4 protein-coding genes are annotated in these 3,591 nt (G+C 70.4%); all 4 read right to left on the bottom strand.

All coding sequences use genetic code 11. From position 1 onward, the window contains the following. Positions 1 to 607: class I SAM-dependent methyltransferase (locus ACZ5CR_RS43465; protein WP_468868713.1), on the bottom strand; the 607-nt coding region annotated here is incomplete at its 3' end. Between the two features lie 93 nt (positions 608 to 700). Then, a complete protein-coding gene (locus tag ACZ5CR_RS43460) occupies positions 701 to 1,414 on the bottom strand; it encodes a cation efflux transmembrane domain-containing protein (RefSeq protein ID WP_468868710.1) in 714 nt (237 codons plus the stop codon). Then, positions 1,415 to 1,750, bottom strand: coding sequence for an ArsR/SmtB family transcription factor (locus ACZ5CR_RS43455; RefSeq protein ID WP_468868704.1), 336 nt, complete (start codon positions 1,748 to 1,750; stop codon positions 1,415 to 1,417). 87 nt (positions 1,751 to 1,837) lie between these two features. After that, positions 1,838 to 3,400: a hypothetical protein gene (locus ACZ5CR_RS43450; protein WP_468868702.1), complete on the bottom strand. Its 1,563-nt coding sequence runs from the start codon at positions 3,398 to 3,400 to the stop codon at positions 1,838 to 1,840. Positions 3,401 to 3,591: the final 191 nt, after the last annotated feature.

Raw genomic sequence — 3,591 nt, 5'->3', positions numbered from 1 at the left:
GGCGCTCGATCATGCCGAGGCTGTAGCGGTCGCGGCGGGTGATGGTGAATCCGGCCTGACGGACCAGGTGCAGGGGGCGTCGCAGTTGGTGGTCGCCGAACCGTTTGACCAGCAGGGGGTCGAGGAGTCGCTGCCCCATCCGGACGGCGATGTTGCTGCTGATGACGTGGTCGAGGATCAGCAGGGTGCTGCCTGGCTTGAGGACCCGGTGCATTTCGGTGACCGCGCGGTGGTCATCGGGGATGCAGCACAGGGCGAGGGCGCACACGACGGTGTCGAAGGAGGCGTCGGGGAAGGGCAGTTCGGTGGCGGACGCCTCGGTGAGCGTGACTTCGACGCCGGCGTCGGCGGCCCGCTGGCGGGCGCGCTCCAGCATCGCTGGCGACAGGTCCACCCCGGTCAGGTCGGTGCCTTTGGGGTAGGCGGGGAGGTTCAGTCCGGTGCCGACGGCGACTTCCAGGACCCGGCCGTGGGCCTGGGAGCACAGCCAGTTGCGGCCGTCTCGGATCACGTGCCGGTCGTAGTGGCGCATCCAGCCGTCGTATTGCGGTGCGTCGCGTTCCCAGATTTCACGGGTCCGCGCGTTCTGCTTCGCGTCCTGCGCCATGGCCGTCCTCTGTTCGCCGTGGGTTCGTGGGGTCAGCATGCCGCCCGGCGCGCGTGGAGGCGACCACTCCGCCCGGCGTCGGGCGGTTGGCGTTCAGCAGCAGTCGCAGCCGGGGCGGCACCCACACGCATCGGTGGTCTCGGTCTGCACCTGGGCGGGGAGCGTGGCTGCCGGGGCCGCGCAGCATCCCTTGCCCTGCCAGGCGTCGCGGCCTTCCTTGGCGGCGATGACGGCGATCACCAGGGCGGCGATCGGGTCGGCCCAGGACCAGCCGAACAGGCTGTTGGCCAGGAGGCCCACCAGGACCACCGCGGAGAGGTAGGTGCACAGCAGGGTCTGTTTGGAGTCGGCGATGGCGGAGGCGGAGCCGATCTCGCGGCCGGCTTTGCGCTGGGCGGCGGACAGGAACGGCATCACGGCCAGGGACAGTGCGGCGAGGATGATGCCGGGCAGCGAGTGCTCGGCCTCGCTGGTCCCAGTCAGGGCGCGGACGGCGTCCACGGTGACGTACGTGGCGAGCGCGAAGAAGGAGACCGCGATGATCCGCAGGGTGGTCTTCTCCCGCGCTTCACGCACCGCGTGCTCCCTGGCGGAGAATTGCCAGGCGACCGCCGCTGCTGAGGACACCTCGATGACCGAGTCCAGGCCGAAGCCGACCAGCGCGGTCGAGGAGGCGATGGTGCCCGCGGTGATGGCGACGATCGCCTCGATGACGTTGTAGGTGATGGTCGCGGCGACCAGCAGGCGTATCCGGCGGGCCAGGACCTCGCGGCGGGCCGGGGCGGGGCCGAGGGATATGGAGGTCATTCAGCAGCACCCCTTCTCGGCGGTGTCCGGGCAGGTGCGGTCGGCCTCGACTGCGACCACGGCGGTGCGCAGGTCATCGAGTGCGTGACCGAGGCGTTCGTCGGCGAGTTCGTAGCGGGTGCGGCGGCCGACCGGGACGGCGACGACCAGGCCGCAGTCGCGCAGGCAGGCCAGGTGGTTGGAGAGCCGGGTCCGGGAGATGCCCAGTTTGTCCGCGAGATCGGACGGGTGGGCCGGGGCCTCGCGCAGGGCGAGCAGAAGCTGGCAGCGGATGGGATCGGCGAGGGCGCGGCCGAAGCGCGCGAGCACCTCGACCTCGGGAGCGAGAGTCAGCACACGTCGAGAGTACATGGATTCCTGAATTCAGGGAATCGTGTACCTGCTGTGATGTGTGACGGGGTGGCGTCGAGCAGCGCCCTGGCCTCATTCGGCTTCCGGGTGGACTTGTGGTGGGTCGAGGGCGGCGAGGTAGCGGTACGCGCCGCTGATGGTCAGCCCGAACAGGTCGACCAGGCGCCGCAGGTCGCCCGTCGCCAGGAGTTCGTGGACGATGCGGTCCTCGCGGATGGCCTGCGCCGAGATTCCCAGCACCTTGGTCGCCCAGATGTTGCTGGTCGGCCCGATATCGGTGGCGGTCGTCCAGTTGGTGAAGAAGTGCGGGTTGGCGGTGTTCGGCCAGCGGCGGGTGCGTTCCTCGAGATAGGCGGCCAAGCGCGCGCGCACCGGCTGGGCCAAGGGAATGCTGCGCTCGCCCAGGTGGAGGCGCCCGTCGTGGACGTCGGTCAGCATCAGGTGCCGCATGTCCGCGACGGTCAGCGCGTGGAAGGCGACCAGGGCTCCCAGGGCTGCGCGGGCCGGATCGTCGTCGGCCAGCTGGTCCTGGAGGACAGCAGTGTCGACGGTCTTGGGCATCCCGCGCTGCGCTCCGCGTGGGATGTGCCGGGCCGGGTCCTGGAACACCATGTTGTGCGCCTTGAGGATCCGGAACAGGTTCCGTGCGACGGTCACCGCGAAGGATCTGGGGGTGCCGGTGGGCAGGGCGTCCTCGACGTCTTGTCGGGTGACCTCGCGCAGCGAGTCGTGCTGCTCGGCCAAGATGCGCACGAGCCGGACGGCGATGGTCGCGTAGCTGCGCACGGCCGGTGCGGTCAGGGGCTTGAACCTCGGGGGCGTACGGCTGCCGTGGCGGATCGACCGGAACCAGGTGCGCATCTCCTCGCGCATGGCGGGCGGCAGGGCGGCGAGGCGCTCCTCGAACGTGGTCTCCAGGGTGGGCAGGCGGTCGTCGTCGAGGAATCCCGCTTCGGCCAGGACGTTGAGGGTGTGGTTGACGGGCAGGTGGCAGCGCCACAGCGGCTTCACTTCGGTGGCCCTGATCGCGGCGCCGGGAGTGGTCTGGATGGCCAACAGGATCCGCACAGCCCGCTGTACGTTCCAGACTCGTCCGTGCGTCCAGCCCAGGCGTGCGCCACGCTGCTGGGCGAATGCCTCCAGGGCGGCTGCGAGTTCGGGATCCCGCACGTCGCGGGGAAAGCCTTGCTGGCGGGCGCGCTCGTAGTCGCGTCCGACGTCGAAGAGCAGCACCTGACGGTGGGCGGCCGGGTACTGGGGCCACCGGAAGCCGTCAGGGTCGGGCACGACGAGGCGGCGGTCGGGCCGCGGTCGCCGTTGTCGTCGGTGCTGCTCGCGGGCCGGCTGTGGGACGGAGAGCCGCACGCGGCGGTCGCTGTCGCCGAAGAACAGCTGTTGTCCGTGGAGGTTGGAGCCTTCCAGGTCGAGTTGGTTGCCGTGCTTGTCCTTCTGGATCAGGCGGGCCTGGCGCCGGCAGAGCCGGCAGACCTCGTGCATCAGATTGGCCGTGTGTCCGCACAGGCGGCACGGCCCGCGGTCGAGGTGGCGCTTGCGGAACATGCGGCAGGCCAGGCAGATGGCGGCGGACTGGTCGTACTGGCCCCAGGCCAGACAGTCCGGGCAGGAGCTGGCCATCTTGGGCCGGCCCGGATGGCACCACAAGCACAGTCCGGCGCTGAAGTAGTTTTCCGCCGTGCCGCAGCGCCGGCAGGGCGGCGGGGTGAGAGGCCCACCCGGGTGGCAGTCAAAACACCACTTCACGCTGTCGCGGGCCACCGGCCTGGCCTGGCAGCGCGGACACAGGCGTGGGCTGATGGTGCTCATGC

This window comes from Streptomyces sp. NPDC031274, assembly GCF_055570235.1.
Note: the sequence above shows the minus strand (reverse complement) of the source record. Positions and strands in the feature narration are given on the sequence as shown.